The following is a 15895-nucleotide window of genomic DNA, read 5'->3' as shown; positions in this document are numbered from 1 at the left end:
CGCCAGTCATCGAACGCGAAGTCCCAAGACGATGCCGTCACACGATTTTTCACACGGCGTGAAGCGGACAAGGTTGCTGGGCAAGAGAGGTTTTATTGATGAGCGCGGGAGGTTTTTGGCGTATTTTTCGCTGGCCCTGCCGGTTTGGTCTCGGGTGCTTACGCCTACCCCTGAAAGCGCAAAAGCAGTCCATGCGCTATGATCAGAGCCTACAGCGGGGGCAGTGAGGGAGTATGAAACGCACACTCGAAGCCATGATCATGCCAGGTGATCCCTTGATGACCCAGGCCATCGATGCAATGAAACGCTACCACCAAGCGCAGGAAGCGGGGCTTCCTGAGGCGGAGGTCGAGCGCTTGCGTCTTGAGGCAGAACATTTTTTTGCCACGATCGGCGAGTATCAACTCGCAGCGTTGGGCTACCAGCCTCTCACCCGCCATTGACGCCATCAAAGGCGTGTGCCAACACGTCGCGCAACCATTGCCAGCGCTTGCTTCAGGGAAGGACTATGACTTGCGTCGCTTGGAAGCGATCAGGGCATAAAAGGCCTCTTCGCTCGACAGGCCCTCCTTCAGCTTTGCTACCAAAAACTCTGCGTCCAGTGCCGCTGGGTCAAAGCATTCGCGAGCGTACCTGACCAGGTCGAGCCAGAGCAGCAAGGGTAGTGCTGTGCGTTGGATGTCACGAGACCGATAGCTCAGCCGTTCCAGCAGTGAGGGTTCACGCGCTATCAGCTGCTCGCACAGATTGCTCAACACCTCAAAGGGCCCATCGGTCATCCCGATCTGAGTGGGGTGGCTGCAGCGCGTGATCGACTGAATCGGCGCCGTTGGGTCAATTTTATGCAGCTCAGCCAAGCGCTGCACCTGGACGGCGAACGCTGCGAGGCCAATTGTTTCTGCCAGTCGCTCAATGACTTCGAGCTCAGCCAAGTTGTCAGGCCGCAACGCGATCACGTCCTGCCTCATGGGGTCTGATGCTCGGTCGTGCAACTGCTTCATCATGTCTCCCTGGCGATTAACCTTGGGGCTGAGACGCTGAGCAGGCCTGGCCAACTTCGCGTTCCTAGCCTGCTTGTTGGCTCTCACTGGCGCAGCTGAGTGTCAGAACGCCGATGGAGCAATCGTCGGCTGATTTCACGGCGAAGATCTCCCTCAAGTTACGGCTCAGCGCGTCCCGCATTTCGCTAGGCGTTGAGCTATTACTCCAGGCGAACATCCGCCGTAACGCCACAGAGGCGGGTGTTTTGTCCAGTCTGCGATACAAGCTCTCTGCCGTTCCGTCACTCATGATCACAAATCCAGAACCTTGTGCACAATGACCTCGGTACAACCGAAAGCGATCATGCGCTGTCGCGTCTGTGACGAAGAACGTGGTGTTCGCGTATTCCCCATTGTCGGGATGCGATAGCACCACGATTTGGCCGTCGTCCTGCAGGTGTATGATGCAGCCGTCGCCCACGTGGCCTGCCAGGAAACGGCCTTTGGAGTGCGCGACAAAGAGCAACGTGCTAGCTAAGGCCGAAACAGTGCAGTTCCGCTCAGATGCCTGGCGTTGCAAGGCTGTCAGGCAGTGATCCAGCAGATCAGCGGTGGCCTGGCTGGGATTCGTTCCGGCAAGCGACCAGATCTCCTCGAATTGATCCATCAGCAAGCGCGTGGTCGCTTTTACGACAACCCGAGCGCCATGCTCCGAGTGCGATCTGGAGCCGGCACCATCTGCGAGAGCGACACAGGCAACGTCTCGTTGAGCGCGGGCCGCAACGTAGTCCTGACAGGGGGCATTGCTTTGCAGGTGCGACCGTCCGGCGATTTGCCCACACGACGTGCGGTAGGAGTAGCTGCGATCCGCTTCACTCATGAGTTACGCCTGACCCCAAGCTTCGATACCGGCTAGATCCAACGGCACCGTTTCACCCGGAGTCGACTGCGACACGCGCGATACGCTCCGGCTGAGCCACAGGAAGAATTCTTTGAAGTTCAGTCCCTTCAGGCGCAGGGGAGGGCGGCCAGGCGAGAGCAGGGCGAGGGTGTCCATATTGGCGGCGGCGCCGATCGCAATCGGGAACACCGAAAGTTTTCGGGTCTCGCACAGCTGTCGGACGCGTTCACTTGCACGGCTGATGTCGTCGGTGGGCTCACCGTCGGTCATGATCACCATCCAGGGTTGGTAGTAGTCGACGCCCGCTCGCTGATAGTCGCCTTTGCGCACCTCCAGCAGATCCAGTGCAAGGTTTACACCCTGGCCCATGGCGGTGGTTCCCTCTGCTATCAATGCAGGCACGTCCTGGCGTTCGATTGACATGAAGTCGACCGTCCTTTGCGCCTGACTGCCGAAGGTAACGATGCTGATTTCAGCGGCGTACTGAGCAATCTCATCATCTCGGATTGCTTCGTAGAACATTTGTACTCCAGCCTGAAGTTCTCGAATGGGCTCGCCGCTCATGGAGCCGCTGACGTCCAGCACGAGGCAGATGGGTACCCTTGCGGTTGGGTTATCTACCAGGTCTTCCTGGCTGAGGATGTATTCTTCCTTCATGGTCGATCTCTCAGTTGCATGGTCATCGAAAAATCAGTCGAAGATTGCGCGCCAGAGTTTGCTGAGCAATTCAGCAACCTTGGACTGTTGTCTGGGGCGTTGCGATACCGATCGCTGTGCATGTATTGGCTGCGGGCGGGTAGGTTGTGCTGCATGCGGCTGCGTCGCGGCTGCTCTGCTGGGTTGCGGCTGCTGGTTCGCAGGCTTTGGCGGTGACGGGCGTACTGGCGCTGTCTGGACTGCCTGCGCGGCCCTCGCTGGGGCCGGTGCGGCCATCGGGCGTGGAGCGCCTGCCGGCCGAGTGATTTGCGCAGGTGGGGCGGGTCTTCCTTGATTTTGCTGTTCCGCTTGTAAGCCTTCTTTATAGCTTTCCTCAGCCATGCGTTTCAGTCGGTACTGCTTGTGACAGTCTTGGCACCACACCTTGCGGCCCTTGCTCGCCTGAATCTCAACATTCTTCTTCGAGGTGGTGATCTTCTCCGAGCATTTCCCGCACGCGACCTCCACCGGATCCCTGATCATGAAGAACGAGGTCGGGAAGATTTCGTTAGCCAGATATCCCTTTTTTACAGAGAAGCGGTAGCGGGATAGCAGGTCGATCCACTGCTCAATGGAGACCCTGTCATTCTGGCGGAAGGTGCGGTGAAACGCTTCGCGGACGTCTTTTTTCAGGTGATTCCAAATGATCTCCCAGGAGCCCCTGGGAGCGTTCTCTCCGGCGTGATTGTCCTTGTCGCTGAAGTCGCGATAGGGAAACTTCATCGCCTTGATGTTATCCGAGGGTGACCCGCCGCCTTGCTGCGAGTACGGCGGTTTGCCAGGCAACAGAATCATGAACAGCATGGTTGCCACTGCGAAAAGCTCATGGCTTCGGGTGCGCAGGAAGCTTTCGTAGGCAACACCCTGGATCTCAGGCGCAGTGAAATTCACGGTGCCCACCGGACAGGGAAAGCCCTCGATCTGGAAGCTGTCTGTGTCAACCAGCCAGAGCTTGCTGCTGTCCTGGGTGACCATAAGGTTCATCGGGTTGATGTCCCCAACCAGGATGTTCAGGCTGTGCAGGAAACGTAGGTGCTCAAGGAAGACGAGGCAGAGATTGAGCAGGTCAATACGTCCCCAGGCCGGGTACGACTTTTCGAGGACAGGTTTCACGAACATCGAGACCTGCATCGTTTTACCTTGAGCCTTCGGCATGAGGTAGCCGACGAATTCGGCGTGTTGGTTGAACAGAAGGTCAGTGGGCCAGCAGATGCCCTCGCGGTTGATCTTGCGCGACACCATCAACTCTATCTTCTGACGTTTGAGCCGGGTCATCTTCCCCATGTGGTAAATCTTGCACACCAGGGAGGGGGTATCGGTTTCGTAAATGACCCCTTCACCGCCTTCACTGATCTTTTTGCCCAGCACCACCCGTTTTCCACTTGGTGTAACAACGGCATCGTTTGAGCCCGGGAGCATTTTGACGTCGACGTGCACGTCGGCAGTGCTCATGGGCGTGCGGTGCTCGGCAAATGGCTTGAGCGGGAAAGGGCCTGGCCGTGGCGCTTGAGCTTGAGGGGGCGTTGATGCTTGAGTTTGAGGCGGCCATTTGTGGCAGGCCACGCCGGCAGCCTCCGCCTGGCCCTTGAAGTGATCATCGCAGGTCACCACGGCCATCCCGTAGTCCCGGGCCACTTCAATCAGCTGGGCGTTCATGCCCTGCGCGGCAAACACCTGGCGCTTCAAGATGAATGCAGAATCTTCATCGAATCGAAATTTGGCCAGCAGATCACCTGAGCGGATGGGCTCGCCAGTGGGGAAGGAAGCGATACCTTTCGCATGACCACCCTCAATCTGCGATAGGACGCGCTCGGCGTTCTTTCCTTGAACGGTAGGCTTACCTCTGTGCTCAATGAGCGTCGTCATCACCTGAGCGAGGAGCACGGGCAGATTATTCTTGAGGCGAATTTTCGTAATGATGTCTGGGTAGGCGAGAAGCACTCCCGCGTCGATCAACACTTTGCGAATTTGTGGTTCCTTCATGGGCTCGGGGCGTCGCGCAATTCCATTTGATTGGGTCGCCCGAGCTTACAACGAAAGCCATTCCTCGGTTGGCCACCCCATGCCGAAATGGCTCTTGGCCATCTAGAGATCATTTTTTTTGTGACGCGCATCACGTTTTCAGTCCTGTGGAAAGGGAAATTTTGACTGAAGCAGCGATGAAGCGTTCTTGATGGATCACAACTCATCAACTGTCAGCACACTCCTCGTCCCTCTGAATAGGGCCGAAGCCGTAGAAGATTATTGGCTGCGATTTAGCATAATTACCGGATGGGTTTCTCGAATTAACTGGATAGACGTACGACTGGTGGCTCTATCTAATTTCACACGCATTAAGCGCTCACCAAACAGACCGCTAGAGGCGAGAAAGCACGATGGCCGAGCGTGGAGAAGAGGCTTTGATGGTTTTTGACTTGGAATTCTAAGTTTAAGAATTTAGATCCTCGTGCGGTGAGCGCGAACTGTTGATGGATTGACCTGTTTCTGGGTTGCGGTACTTGAAGTGCCTGGTTGCTGAACGGGCAAGCGCTCTGCGAAATCTACCCGAGGATTAGGGCGAGGGATGTTTTGCCATTTTCCAGAATTAATCTTCAAGGAGAGCTCATTGATTTTAACGATGAGTATTTCGCTATGTGTGGATACTCACGGCATCAGCTAATGGGCAAAAGTCATCAAATGATATTTGATGGTTCGATGCCGTCGGCTTTAATGGAGCACGGGTACCAGCGGCTCCGGCAAGGAAAGCCGTTTTGCCTTCCCTTTCGTGGAAGAAGTAAAGAGGGTCAGATTTTTTGGCGTGAATCCTATTTCATGCCCTTGGTGAAGGCAGGGCAAGTATTCGCGTTTGGTGCGCTCTATCATCCTTTGGATGCGGCATTACAACAGCGTGCTGAGCGTTTCTATGACCGATTTGAGGTTAGCGCACCTGTTGGGCGGGGAAAATTCAGAGACTGGATTCCGGCCCTGCGATCTTACCTGCCTGGGGCAATGCTGTGCGGACTGATCATTTCCTCGATTGGTGTGGGTGCGCTGAGCGCTGATTGGGGTGCTGCAGTCTTCGCTGGTGTATGCGCTAGCGCGCCCAAAGCTAGTACGTAATCTCCAGATTCGATGGGGTCTATTTAATCATTCGACTGGGTGCGTTGAAGTCCAATCATAGTCGCACCCTCCTGGATGGTTAATCCACTCGCTTTTAAAATCCTCACCTAACGACTCTATATCCCACTCATAGCATCCGACAGCCATATTCGATCTGAACTCGAAAAATGCCTGTGGATGACGCCATGTGAAGATGTTCTCGTGGAATAGCATCAAAGATAATTTGTATATAAATGCACCAAGTATCTGGTCTCTAGGGGGGGCTGATACTAGTCTGGCCAGGTTGCTGGCTGACTTTCTGTCGCTGCCGCTTGATATGTTGTATGAGTAACTAACATTCACATCTGGCATATCATTAGGGTACTTCTCGGAGTAGTTGATGGTTTTCGTTGCGGCCAGAGAAAACGCATCGGCCACCAAGACTAAATCAATCGTCTGGCTAGGGTGAGCGGGTCTCCATTGCTCCAGAGATTTTCTAAAGGCATGTAGCTCCTGATCATTGTCATCCAGCGTTTTGAGTCTCGTGGGTTTTCTTGACCCTTTGAAGTTGCTGGATAACGCCAAAACACCGTAGATGATCCTCCCAAACAATACCTCTCTAGGTTTTCCCTCGCGAGGAACTGGTCGCAGGAGCGCTGCGGTCGTAGCTATTTTTTCCATATACCTGTTTTCGAGTGTGGACTTGACTTCAAAGGCAGCCACCACGTACTCATGAGGTATGTAGTTTTTGAAAAGGTCTTCCGGTAAATCCTTGGTGAGGATAAGATCTATTTCAGGTGAAAGCTCTCCGCTTTCTAGAAATATAATGCCCCTGGTGGTGACTCCGAATCCTGACGGTAAAAAACGCCCCAAGAACCTAGCGAATTGGTCTTCGCAATCCCCACCGGCGACCCCCGTGTTGCGCTTAACAACAGTCTGAAGCCACTCGTAGTGGCTCATCAGGTTGTCACTGCATTTTCGTAACTCCAGCGAAATATTCTTTATCTTTTCATATGCTGCGGATGTCATGAATTCCGCTTCCATGTACTGCTCAAGTTTATCTATGTCATTAACAGGAGGCGACCACGAGTCATTGTCTCCCTGTTCCAGCTTTGAGGGTTCCGCTTGTTCGCTCATGTTCTATGCCTTGAGGTGGCGCTGAATCGCTGTGGAAGCTGCATTTACCTGATGATAATTTGCACTAGCGTTTAGATCAATTCTTCAGCCCGCCATGCCACTAGGATGGCCCGCCACTGAATGTCCCATGGTGCGACCCTCTTTCGTCATGAAGAGGGTTTAGCGTAGTGGGCTATATCCGATCAAAAAATAGGCACAGCGCTCCGGGGCCAGCGCTCTGCTGACCCTGAAGCGACGTGCTGAGTGTTGCGCTCGAAGCCTTGGCGAAGGTTCCCAGCGTGGTAGGAACAGGTAGATATCGCGGTCAGGCTCGCCGTCGAAGAAGCAGATCGATCGGCGAGCACGTGACTGGCATCATTCGCCAACAGGATCGGTGTCGCCGCCTGGAGTGATTGCCTTATCGCCCAGCTTGATGAGTTTGAAATCTACGTTGTGGGTGGACTCGCGGTAGGTCGATTCGCTGTCGTCGAAGGACGCCGCAACGATGCTCTGAAGGTCTTTGGCTGCCGCGAGCTTCATGAACAGGGCTTGCTGGCTCTTAGTCGCCATAGAGTGCTGCCCTGGTTCATCGAGGAGAAGAAAACCTGGGTGGTTACCTTTCACCGTTGGGTGCGAGGAGGTTTCGTACAAAGTGAAGATGTAACTCCATATCAGACGGACAAAGTCGCTTGCGCTCGATTCTTGGGCGATGTTGCTACTGTCTCGCGACGAGCGCTCCTCGGAGGCTTGTTTGATCTCACTGAAGTCTTTTTGATAAATCTCTCTGAGTTCTATCTTGGCCAGTTCCGGCAAGAGATTATCTGTGTTGAATATGATGTCTCTGACAGGTGCGCTGTGGTAGTCGAATGCGCCTACGTTGGATCTGAACAGTTTGGCAAACAGATCGTACTTCGTCTGGTCTGTCTCGGAGTAATGTTCTTTGGGCAAGTCGGCACGGGCTTTCTGGTTCAGATCGACCTCAATGGCGAGGGCTTCCAGCTTTTCCAGGCGCTCTCGGTTACGCTGAGAAAACATCGAGGCCTCCTCGATGTCCATCTCCATTTGTAACTGCTGACGTAGATTGGCCTTCGAGACTGTGGAGGTCGTCGTAATGTCGGATCTCAGCGCGCGCAGCCTGGATTTGGATTCGGAGATGCGGCGTGTCAGATCCTCACTGGTGACGGTGGTTTCTTTCATGGACAGGGCGATGGAGGCACTGTCGCGCTCTAGCATTCGGATCTGTGCCTGCAGGTAGTCAATGTTGGTCTTGATGTCCATATGGGGCGTGTGCTCATGGAGGTCAGTCAGGGAGTGACCTACATCCTGGTGGCACGCCGGGCAGACATCCTTGGCAATGCTCAGATCCAACGATGCGCCGAAGTTGATCAGCTTTTGCGCAGCTTTGTTTTTAATGAGTTCGTCTTGTGCCTGCTTCAGGTGAATCGTGTTGGCGTTGCGTGAAGCCCGGTGCAGGGTGAGTTCGCCTAAACTCGCCTCATACGCAGCGGTCAATCTCAGCAGCCTTTCGGTCTCGCCCTCAATCTGCGTGAGCGTGGCTTCGGGAGTGGTATCTTTCCATTTCAGCTCTTCTTGCTGAAGTCTCATCAGAGCTTGGAATTGGCTGTTTTTGTACTCGTCCAGGCTCATTGGGCCTTGAGCCGTACGCTTGAGGTAGCTCACTTCACTGGCGTGGAATACTGACGTGGGCGCCGTGGGTAGACTCAGCACTTGAATCGAGTTCTTCAGCGCATCATTTAAAAGCGCCTTGGTTATGTCGAGCCACGCAGTGTTGAGCTGGACGGACTCATGGTCAAGCCTCGCGCGTTTCGCATCCAGTTCGAATACGTTGGTGCCGACCAGGTAGTCCACAATTTTGATGCGGGCGTCACGGACGCCGAAATAGGGCAGGTTGGCAATGTAATCCGTCCATCCCCGTTTCTGCTCAATGGCCAGCGCAGCAAAGACATACTGCAGGTAGAGCTTTGTCTGTGTGCCACTCTTGTGCGGTACTTGAGGCAGGTCAAGGCCAAGGAAGTTTTCCAAGTAGGTGTAGTAGCCTTCCTCGATCTGTGCGCTGCCTCCGTCGTGCAGGTAACGGTAGAGCGGTTCGGCCTGTTCGCCTTTGGTTAGCACCGCGCACTCTTGGATCTCGACAAGTCGCGGATCGACCTTTTCTTCCCTGATTTTGCGAGTCACGGTAATGGTTTTACCGTTCGACTCAAGCTCCATCATGACGAGAGAGCGGGTGATGAAGCACTTTCGTCCGCCGTACTCGACATAGTCTTTCAAGACGTAGGTCAGGGCTTTGTCGTTCTGTGCGCCGAGCAGTTGCTCCATGCCCAGTGCGTAGAGAATGCTATGTACAATGGTACTTTTACCGGCTGAGTTACGCCCGCGAATGATGTTCAGGTTGCGTTTGAAATAAGTCAGAAAGCCAAATGGTCCTTCGTTGGTATCAATTGAAATCTTGATCGATTTGATGAACACGGTTATTCCCATTCCTTGGACACGGTCTTGACCATATCTTCCGTAATTTTCTTGCCGATTTTGAGTAGCGCTGTTTTTTCCTCAACCATGACGCTCTTATCGTCCATGATCGTTTTCACAAGCTGTTTACCTTTGGAAGACAGCTCAAAGCCCGTGGTAGTGGGTTCGATCAGCCGATCGCTGTAAGCGAGGTTGAGCGCCATGGAAAGGGCAGGGTCGAATCCCCAGACCGGTAGCGTGATCTGTCCGAGGTCGGCTGCAAGCTTCATCGTCTCGACACGGGGTGGCGTTTTTATCGCCCAGTTCATGAGATGCAGTTTTACCAAGCTACATTTGTCGCCACGCGCGGTGAGATGCATGATCAAAAGGGCTTGGCAGATCTTGTAAATTGGCCTCAACTCCGTCAGTACTGGGCTGGGCCGTGGGGTGAATTTGAGCGTGGCCATTAGTAGAAGTCCACCTGGCAGACGGCCAGCCAGCGAGCCATTGTCCTTCGGATGATCTCGTCGGCAGTGGTTGCATCGATGCTCAAAAGCTCATCGCCGACCAAGCGCTCCTGCAACTTGGTTTTGACCTTCTCAACCAGCTGATCAGGGTCGCCAGTGATCGTGAATTTCCACTCTTCAATGTTATTCTCAAAGCCATGTAAGGCCCTGGCCAACTGGAAATACGTTTGAGGGTGAGAGTCGTACAGGTTCTGGAAGTAGCTGTCGTGATCGAGGAACGACTTCTTCGTGACCCTCAACAAACCCTCAGCCGCCAATGCGCCCTTCTCAGCCATACGCAGGTTGGTCTTGCGCTCCAAGTTGTCGTCATACTCGGTGTTGCCTTCGTTGACCTTAGGTATTTCATGGAGGTCTTGGCCCAAAGAAATGGGCAAGCCATCGAATTTCTTTTGCTGATTGATCTCTTGCATGTAATAACCGGCATCATGCACGTAAACAGTGAAATCCTCATGAAGGTGGGGTAGTTTCCACTCTCGGACTTCGGTCTGTTTTTCTACAGCGTGCGACAGTATCTTGTTATGGATAACGTCAGGGGTTATCAGGTACCAGCTTTTGATCCGCGTGCCACCAAGAATAGTGCACAGGCTCTTCTCGTTATCTTTTAGCTTCTTGAGATCCTGGGTCATCTTGTCCCGCTGTTTCTCATAGAGCTCTTTACGCTCATAGTGGAAGTCGGGGCAATAGCATTGGAACGCGAGGCCTGTACTTCGGGTAAAACCTTCAATACCAAAGTCACCCGGCGTAGCAGGTACATGCTGATACCCTTCAGCGCCGTACTTTGCTTTTAAGACGAGCTGCATCAACAATTCCCAACTGGTTCCGTTAAATGCGCCCACTGATGTATTAATCAAAGCTTACCTGCCCCGCTGCATCAGGTTAATCCATTCCCGCCAAACTGCGTCAGCCGTGTTGGAGTCAAAAGACCGTATCGGGCGACGCTAGCAAAATGCCGCTATCTGGTCTAGTTATCGCGTGGAAGGGTGATCAAAACAAGCTGGATATAAATACAGTGTAAGTGGTTGCTCAGGTCGTCACTGTCTAACCAAAGGTCGCCAGGAAAGGTAAAGCGCGGCGAGAGTCACGCACACGACAACCACCATTTGTCCTGAAAGGTGCTGCGAATGCAGTGGGTCTCAGGGCGCAAATGGGAGTGTCAGTTCTCTCGAATAGCCGGGCCTCTTTGCAGCTACGGGCGAGCAATTGCAACCCTCTACCACCTTCTGCTGTGCTAACAACCTCCAAGCTATCGATGCCGACCTGGCGCTCCCAGAAAATCAGGTGGCACAACGTGATGTGCATCGAGAGGTAAGCGTCGGTAAAGGGGGCTGGAGGGGTAGTCGAGGCATTCCCAGGGTTACCCTGGTGGAGCATGGCTGTAAGCACTTAGGATGGATCCTGACGGCGGATCTGCCGTGGGGTGAGGGAGGGCGAAACTAGGTTGATTGGGATCAGAGAGGCGCTGATTGGTCGTCCTGGCCTAGCCTGTGATTGGGAGCGGGCAGGCGCTCGGATGACCTTGGCCTGGGTGAAGAGAAAGCTGTTCGACGGGGGGCGCCACTTTGCTAAGGTTAAGGCCTACGCAGTTAATGGTACTCGCAGGGATGCCCACACATGGTTGAACAAGAGCCGCCCCCGGATTATGTCGGTAAACCCACTGTCTACTTAGACCAGAATGTCCTCGACCTCGTGGTGAAGGAAAAGGATCCGGCGTTTTTTTCTCGGCTGATGAACGATTATCAGGTGGTTTATTCTGATGAGACCCTCAGGGAGATCAAGCGCAGTGGGCAGCCTGAAGTGTTCCTCGCTGCCTTGGAATCCATGAGTGCGATGCACTTCAAGTTCCAAACCGATCATACCCTCCAGCCCACTGGGGGCATGATGATCACCAGTCATTCGCCGTTTCAGACCTATGCAACCTACCTGGTTATTGAGCCGATCTACGATGTGATGCTGGCCGCTGCTCATCAGACCAATCTGAAACTCTATGGCGGACGTAAGGACAGCAGTTTTTCAGCCATTTCTCGCGAGCAAGTGGAGGCGTTCAATGTCTTCATGTCGCATGCGTCCGAGCAATTGGAGCTGGTGGGTGAGGAGCAGCCGGAAATCGCCACTGCGATGAAGCAATACATGGACATGCTCCAACGCCAGTTCGAAATTGCGACTGAGGTGTCGAGTGGGGAGCTGGAAAAATACATAGACGATGCCTCGGGCCAGTCAGGCATTCAGGCCTATCGCAGCGCGGTGGGTGTCGGGCCTGTACAGCTCAACAATGTTCAGCCGCCCAATGTCATCCGAAAATTATGGGAGATGCACCAGGAGCTGAATGGCTACAGGGGCATGGGCTATGTCATCGAGGATTTTGTCGGGATCTCACTGCACCCCATCTATGGGCGAGAGATGCACCAGCATGAGAAGGTGACCAGTGTCTACAACGTGCTCAACGTGATCGGTTACAAGCCAGACAGCAGCCTCAATAAAGAACACCGTCACATTGCAGCGATCAGCGACGCCGCGCATGCGTCAGTCGCCTCCCATTCGCACGTACTACTAAGCGCAGACACGGCCTTCGTCAGCAAAGTGCGGGCGATTTACGAGTTCTTGGATATCTCGACAAACGTCTATCTCGTCACCTTCAAGGACGGCCAGATCTGGATTGAGGATTGAAGCCCCAAAGGATGCCGTCTCGCGATCCATTCCGAGTGCACCCACAGGCTGTTGGTGCACTCGGAGAGTGCTGTTGATGTAGGACGTCCGTGGCTCATTGGAAAGGTCGGATCAATGATCAGAATGGGCTTGAGGGTGGTGCCTTTTTCGCTGCCGGCCCCTGCTTCGTTGATCTTGTCGAAAGGATAGAATTTCACCATCCGGTCGAACGGGAAGCGTCCTTGCATGAGCAGGCGTACCAGGTCTGGGATGAACTTCTACGGTACGCTGTCTCTCTCGCAGATGCCTCGGGTGCTTTTCCCGTTGATGAGCAGTCGTTAACATCGAACGAGACCAGGGCGCCCAGGTGCGACGCGCCGACCAAACTCACACTGCCAAGCCCACCCAGAGCATCGACAGACTGACGCAGAACTGCAGGGATGTTCATCCACGACGGCATCTATGCCCCCTTCATCGACAAGCTGAAGCAAGCCGTTTCCCGTATCACATTGGGCGATCCGATGTCCGAGTCCACGCGCCTCATTTGCTTGATCAATCAGAAGCAGGGGGAGACGAGTCCTCAGCTACATCGGCGTGGGGCGAGAGGAGGGTGCGAAACTGCTCATCGGCAGACAGCGCCGTGACATTGCGGGACATGGTTGCGGCTACTTCATTGTGCCTACCGTGTTCGAAGCAACGAACCGGATGCACATTACGCAAGAAGAGATCTTCGGCCCGATGCTGTGTGTGATTGGCTGGAATGATTAGGACGCCATGGTCGAACAGGCCAAATGACGTGCTGTACGGCCTAGCATCTGGGATCTATACGTCCAAGCTGGCCAACGCCATGAAGACCGCAGTTCTGCTTGAAGCCGGCAACGTCTGGATCAACCAGTACTTCAACCTCAACAGTCGCGCGCCGTTCGGGGGCTTGAAGGAGAGCGGGATCGGCCGCGAGTATTGTCACGATACCCTGAATCAGGACTCCCACGTGAAAACGATCACTGTGCAAACTCAGGTCAATCAGCCCTGGTTCGCACTGTAGAAAAGGCCCTGGGCGCCAGGACTTTGGGTGGCTGCCCGCCTGTGGTTGGGGCTGAAGAGGTCGCCACCTTCAGGGGTAGCATGGCCGGGTTATGGCGCCGGAGATCCTGGCGCCGAGGATGTTCTTGGCGTCGCAAGGGTTCCTGGCGACGAGCCCACAAAATGTGCTGCAGACCCGCTTCGCTGCTCAAAGGTGCTCAAGCGCTTTTTTCAACGCATCGAATGTGCCTGGGCGGAACAACTGCTCGCCGTTCGGGCCGTATGCATCTCCGCGAGCACCAAGTGTAAGTGAGCGTTCAGAGAGGAACTCACTTGAAACAAGGTACTCAAGTGCGCGCCGTTCGCCGGGCGAAAGTTTAAATAGCTCGGAGGGTTGCTGGCGTGTGTCGATGGAGAGGATTTTATTGGGTGGCACAATCTCTCGAAGCTTGAACTCCGAAGCTTTCAACTCCGCTAGGAGCATATTGGTTAATAATTTCTGTTCGCCAATCGGGAGCGCGTCAATCCAAGCATACTTGCCAGCCACTGGTTTCGGTTTTGCAGGTACCTCGGCGGCAAAGGCGTCGATCAGCGCGCGGTACCGGGCACCTCCTTCATTATGAAGGCTCTGTTTGGCCGGAACGCCGTATACCTTGCCGAATTTAGCGATCGTGGCATAACTGAAGTCAGTACTCTTGCGCTCCTTCTGCTCCTGGCAAGCCAGATAAACAGCGTCAAGGGTTTTATGCACCCGAGGCGGACTACTGGCCTTGAGGCTTTCAAGGATTTCTTCAGGCGACATCATACATAGGCCTCTTCATCGTATTCGATCAGTGCGTGTGGATGGGGGGCGCGGCCAAGCTCCTTAGACAGGCCGCTGGGCTGCTTAGGGTATGGTTTTTCATTTTGTTCGAGAGCCAGCACCTCTTGAGCTTTCGCGCCAGACAGCAACTGTTTAATGGAATGTTCCGACAGCCGCTCATCCTCGGGAAGATCACGCATCAGAAGGCGCCCCTCTACCACCGCATCAAGCTTTGTCCACGAGTTAAGTCGGGATAACATAAACTTGGTTAGCTGGTTGCCGATAGTCAATTGCTGTTTTGCGTCCAGCATGAAAAGCGACGGCTTCATTTCATTGAACTGGATCATTCGGTCGAGAAGCTGGGTGCGGGGTGTAACCGCCAGTTCTGCCTTTGCAGAAACATAGATCTCAGCATTTTCGCAAACTTCGTTCAGTTGATGAAAGAATGACGTTTCATCTACTTGAAGCGTGGTCTCATGATCACTGTGCATAATCAGCTGGGTCGAGTCAGCGTGATCGTCGTTTTCAATGCGCTCGTTCATGACAGCCTGGCACTGGCCGGCAAGCCGGTTGATAGAGTTCATGTCCGACAAATACATGTTCGCTTTCTGGGAGGCAGTCTCTATCTGCCCCTTAATGGCGAGCTTTTCGAGTTCGAGTTCGCGAATGGGCGTTTCGTCAAATACCAGCCCTTTTTTCTCCATATCATACTGCTGATAGCCAAGTTCTTGCAGGTGCTCGTCGATCTCGGTGACTTTCTGGCCCATGCTGTTAAGGTGGTCAAATTGCATTCTGGCAGCAAGTGAAATTTCATTAGCCAGGGAAAGAAGGCCGCCTAAGAAAACGGGCCCCGTTACAAAGTGACGGCAACGGATGCAGTTTTCGCTGCCCAAGTAACCGGCGGGAACTGCTATGGCCTTACCAAGCTCATTCAAGTAGCCGTCGTGGCATCGGCTGCCAGCAAACGTGCAGAGGCCGTAATCTCGGAATAATGCACTGCCAGCAACGATGTCTCCTGCGAAACGTTTGATGGCTTCCTCGTTGTTGGCGACGAGTTGGCCTTTAACTGCATTGGCTCGGCCTTGCTGAACCATTTGCCAAACAGCTTTGGCTCGATCTGCTAATGCCCGTTTTTCGCCTTCCTCAAACTTCATGCGCAGCATTTCTCCATTCGCTTTGACATAATAGATGGACATGATTACTGAGCTGTGGCCTGCAATCTTTACAATATCTTCAAGAGGCAGTCTGAACTCCATCACGTACGCAGTAATGAGGCTGACCCTCATTGTGTGGGCTGTGTACTGAGAGGAATATGAGCTGACGTTAGTCGGGTCGCCCTGAAGCGTGGCCAGCTCTATCTCAGGCGGCTGAATGTTATAAAGTGCAATGGCAATCCGCCAGCCTAGGCGTAAGCCAAAACTTCCGATACATTCTTCTTTATCAAGATCTCGAAATAGAAAGCAGTTTTCTTGCTTTGCCTTTCGATCTTCCAAGTTCAAATTGGTGTTTTCGCAGTCTTCCCATCGCATGGGGTTGCTAAGGAATCTCCGAACAAGTCCCGGATATGCGAAAATCGACCGACCACCTGATCCGAGCCTCCCATGAGCCAGATGAGCTTTTCCGACTTCGAGTACGCCGGCAAGCGCAAGCAAACCCGCCGCGA

General features: G+C 53.9%; 15 protein-coding genes and 1 pseudogene. 6 read left to right on the top strand and 10 right to left on the bottom strand.

Annotated elements, in window-relative coordinates:
- Positions 1-233: 233 nt before the first annotated feature.
- Positions 234-443: a hypothetical protein gene (locus AC19YY_RS15720; RefSeq protein WP_500604486.1), complete on the top strand. Its 210-nt coding sequence runs from the start codon at positions 234-236 to the stop codon at positions 441-443.
- A gap of 63 nt (positions 444-506) precedes the next feature.
- Here the strand turns inward: AC19YY_RS15720 and AC19YY_RS15715 are convergent, their stop codons facing one another.
- From AC19YY_RS15715 to AC19YY_RS15700, 4 genes are all read right to left on the bottom strand, one after another.
- The gene (locus AC19YY_RS15715) at positions 507-1001 is read right to left on the bottom strand and encodes a hypothetical protein (RefSeq protein ID WP_500604485.1); all 495 of its coding nucleotides are present in this window, start codon (positions 999-1001) and stop codon (positions 507-509) included.
- A gap of 64 nt (positions 1002-1065) precedes the next feature.
- Entirely contained in the window at positions 1066-1860 is a 795-nt protein-coding gene (locus AC19YY_RS15710; protein ID WP_500604484.1) for a PP2C family serine/threonine-protein phosphatase, read from the bottom strand.
- Between the two features lie 3 nt (positions 1861-1863).
- Positions 1864-2538, bottom strand: coding sequence for a vWA domain-containing protein (locus AC19YY_RS15705; protein WP_500604483.1), 675 nt, complete (start codon positions 2536-2538; stop codon positions 1864-1866).
- Between the two features lie 33 nt (positions 2539-2571).
- The gene (locus AC19YY_RS15700) at positions 2572-4560 is read right to left on the bottom strand and encodes a hypothetical protein (protein WP_500604482.1); all 1989 of its coding nucleotides are present in this window, start codon (positions 4558-4560) and stop codon (positions 2572-2574) included.
- 585 nt (positions 4561-5145) lie between these two features.
- Here AC19YY_RS15700 and AC19YY_RS15695 point away from each other — a divergent pair.
- On the top strand, positions 5146-5676 hold the full coding sequence (locus AC19YY_RS15695; RefSeq protein ID WP_500604481.1) for a PAS domain S-box protein: 531 nt from the start codon (positions 5146-5148) through the stop codon (positions 5674-5676).
- A 27-nt stretch (positions 5677-5703) separates the two neighbouring features.
- On the opposite strand, the gene AC19YY_RS15690 is transcribed toward AC19YY_RS15695, so the two are convergent.
- The 4 genes from AC19YY_RS15690 to AC19YY_RS15675 all read right to left on the bottom strand — a co-directional run bounded on the left by AC19YY_RS15690 (position 5704) and on the right by AC19YY_RS15675 (position 10564).
- Complete coding sequence (locus tag AC19YY_RS15690) at positions 5704-6792, bottom strand: DUF6602 domain-containing protein (protein ID WP_500604480.1); 1089 nt, start codon at positions 6790-6792, stop codon at positions 5704-5706.
- Between the two features lie 354 nt (positions 6793-7146).
- On the bottom strand, positions 7147-9258 hold the full coding sequence (locus AC19YY_RS15685; protein ID WP_500604479.1) for an AAA family ATPase: 2112 nt from the start codon (positions 9256-9258) through the stop codon (positions 7147-7149).
- A gap of 2 nt (positions 9259-9260) precedes the next feature.
- Positions 9261-9704, bottom strand: coding sequence for a hypothetical protein (locus AC19YY_RS15680; RefSeq protein WP_500604478.1), 444 nt, complete (start codon positions 9702-9704; stop codon positions 9261-9263).
- The gene (locus AC19YY_RS15675; protein ID WP_500604477.1) at positions 9704-10564 is read right to left on the bottom strand and encodes a hypothetical protein; all 861 of its coding nucleotides are present in this window, start codon (positions 10562-10564) and stop codon (positions 9704-9706) included. Before AC19YY_RS15675 ends, AC19YY_RS15680 begins: the two co-directional genes overlap by 1 nt.
- A gap of 811 nt (positions 10565-11375) precedes the next feature.
- Here AC19YY_RS15675 and AC19YY_RS15670 point away from each other — a divergent pair.
- From AC19YY_RS15670 to AC19YY_RS15655, 4 genes are all read left to right on the top strand, one after another.
- Complete coding sequence (locus AC19YY_RS15670; protein ID WP_500604476.1) at positions 11376-12428, top strand: hypothetical protein; 1053 nt, start codon at positions 11376-11378, stop codon at positions 12426-12428.
- A gap of 419 nt (positions 12429-12847) precedes the next feature.
- A complete protein-coding gene (locus AC19YY_RS15665) occupies positions 12848-13051 on the top strand; it encodes an aldehyde dehydrogenase family protein (protein WP_500604475.1) in 204 nt (67 codons plus the stop codon).
- Positions 13002-13175, top strand: coding sequence for an aldehyde dehydrogenase family protein (locus AC19YY_RS15660; RefSeq protein WP_500604474.1), 174 nt, complete (start codon positions 13002-13004; stop codon positions 13173-13175). The genes AC19YY_RS15665 and AC19YY_RS15660 overlap by 50 nt, the downstream gene beginning before the upstream one ends.
- Positions 13168-13452 (top strand): aldehyde dehydrogenase family protein, encoded by a 285-nt coding sequence (locus tag AC19YY_RS15655; RefSeq protein WP_500604473.1) that lies wholly within the window; start codon positions 13168-13170, stop codon positions 13450-13452. The genes AC19YY_RS15660 and AC19YY_RS15655 overlap by 8 nt, the downstream gene beginning before the upstream one ends.
- Positions 13453-13638: 186 nt before the next feature.
- Here AC19YY_RS15655 and gmtX read toward each other — a convergent pair whose 3' ends face one another.
- Complete coding sequence (gene gmtX, locus AC19YY_RS15650; protein WP_500604472.1) at positions 13639-14235, bottom strand: gamma-mobile-trio protein GmtX; 597 nt, start codon at positions 14233-14235, stop codon at positions 13639-13641.
- Positions 14232-15895, bottom strand: a pseudogene (locus tag AC19YY_RS15645) (hypothetical protein); the annotation flags it as partial. The pseudogene AC19YY_RS15645 and the gene gmtX, both read right to left, overlap by 4 nt.

It is taken from the genome of Pseudomonas sp. MF09156 (assembly GCF_059862305.1).
This window is presented reverse-complemented; position numbering and strand designations above follow the sequence as displayed.

Bases quoted from the DNA above. Each gene is read 5' to 3' on its own strand.
- AC19YY_RS15720 (WP_500604486.1), top strand. From the start codon at position 234: ATGAAACGCACACTCGAAGCCATGATCATGCCAGGTGATCCCTTGATG.
- AC19YY_RS15715 (WP_500604485.1), bottom strand. From the start codon at position 1,001: ATGAAGCAGTTGCACGACCGAGCATCAGACCCCATGAGGCAGGACGTG.
- AC19YY_RS15710 (WP_500604484.1), bottom strand. From the start codon at position 1,860: ATGAGTGAAGCGGATCGCAGCTACTCCTACCGCACGTCGTGTGGGCAA.
- AC19YY_RS15705 (WP_500604483.1), bottom strand. From the start codon at position 2,538: ATGAAGGAAGAATACATCCTCAGCCAGGAAGACCTGGTAGATAACCCA.
- AC19YY_RS15700 (WP_500604482.1), bottom strand. From the start codon at position 4,560: ATGAAGGAACCACAAATTCGCAAAGTGTTGATCGACGCGGGAGTGCTT.
- AC19YY_RS15690 (WP_500604480.1), bottom strand. From the start codon at position 6,792: ATGAGCGAACAAGCGGAACCCTCAAAGCTGGAACAGGGAGACAATGAC.
- AC19YY_RS15680 (WP_500604478.1), bottom strand. From the start codon at position 9,704: ATGGCCACGCTCAAATTCACCCCACGGCCCAGCCCAGTACTGACGGAG.
- AC19YY_RS15675 (WP_500604477.1), bottom strand. From the start codon at position 10,564: ATGCAGCTCGTCTTAAAAGCAAAGTACGGCGCTGAAGGGTATCAGCAT.
- AC19YY_RS15670 (WP_500604476.1), top strand. From the start codon at position 11,376: ATGGTTGAACAAGAGCCGCCCCCGGATTATGTCGGTAAACCCACTGTC.
- AC19YY_RS15665 (WP_500604475.1), top strand. From the start codon at position 12,848: ATGTTCATCCACGACGGCATCTATGCCCCCTTCATCGACAAGCTGAAG.
- AC19YY_RS15655 (WP_500604473.1), top strand. From the start codon at position 13,168: ATGATTAGGACGCCATGGTCGAACAGGCCAAATGACGTGCTGTACGGC.
- gmtX (WP_500604472.1), bottom strand. From the start codon at position 14,235: ATGATGTCGCCTGAAGAAATCCTTGAAAGCCTCAAGGCCAGTAGTCCG.